Origin of the sequence: Paraburkholderia sp. GAS348 (assembly GCF_050434205.1) — a bacterium.
In the GTDB taxonomy this organism is placed as follows: Bacteria; Pseudomonadota; Gammaproteobacteria; order Burkholderiales; family Burkholderiaceae; genus Paraburkholderia.
This window is the reverse complement of the sequence record NZ_JBNPVT010000075.1, coordinates 1-1,133: the sequence shown is the minus strand read 5'-3', so window position 1 is coordinate 1,133 and position 1,133 is coordinate 1. Positions and strand designations below refer to the sequence as shown.

Below are 1,133 nucleotides of genomic sequence, written 5' to 3'. Positions count from 1 at the left end.
CTGGTGGTGCAAGTCAAGAACAACCGCGTGATGCGGGTTCTGCCGTTCGAGAACGAATCCATCAACGAATGCTGGATTTCGGACAAGGACCGCTTCTCGTACGAAGCCCTGAATAGCCCGGAACGCCTCACGCAGCCGATGCTCAAGCAAGGCGGCAAGTGGGTCGAGACCGACTGGCAAACCGCGCTCGAATACGTGGTCAAGGGTCTGAAGGGCATCAGGGGCGAGCACGGCGCGAACGCGCTGGCCGCGCTCGGCAGCGCCCACAGCACGGTCGAAGAACTGTTCCTGCTGAAGCAGCTGGCGCAGGCGGTCGGTACGCCTAACGTCGACTTCCGTCTGCGTCAGTCGGATTTCTCCGCACCCGTCAGCGGTGCGCCGTGGCTCGGCACCTCGATCGCCGATCTGTCGAACCTCGACGCCGCATTGGTGATCGGTTCGGATCTGCGCCGCGATCATCCGCTGTTCGCCGCGCGTCTGCGTCAGGCTGCCCGGAGCGGTACGAAGCTCACGCTCGTGCAGGCCACCAACGACGACGCGATGATTCCGCAGGCGCAACGCGTGGTTGCCGCACCGTCGGCATGGCTTGACGCACTGGCGGGCATCGCCGGCGCGGTGTCGGAAGCAAACGGCGTGGCACTGCCGGAAGCCTTCGCCGGCACGCAACCGACGGACACCGACAAACAGGTCGCGAAGTCGCTCGCCACCGGCGCACACCGCGTGGTGCTGCTCGGCAACGGTGCGGTCCGTCATCCGGACTTCGCCGCGATTCACGCGGCGGCGCAATGGATCGCGGACGCGACCGGTGCAACGCTGGGTTTCCTGACAGAAGCCGCCAACACGGTCGGCGCGCATCTGGTGAACGCATTGCCGGGCGAGGGCGGTTTGAACGCTCGCGAAGTGTTCGAACAACCGCGCAAGGGTTATGTACTGCTGAACGTCGAACCCGAGTTCGACACCGCCAATCCGGCGCAGGCTTTGGCCGCGCTGAAGCAGGCTGAAATGGTCGTTGTGATGTCGCCGTTCCAGATCGGAGCCGACTACGCCGACGTGCTGCTGCCGATCGCCCCGTTCACGGAAACGGCCGGCACGTTCGTCAATGCCGAAGGGACGGTGCAGACGTTCAACGGCGT

General features: G+C 65.0%; 1 protein-coding gene. It reads left to right on the top strand.

The features are described from left to right. On the top strand, positions 1-1,133 hold a 1,133-nt coding region (locus P3T22_RS33265), incomplete at both ends, for a molybdopterin-dependent oxidoreductase (RefSeq protein WP_429327290.1).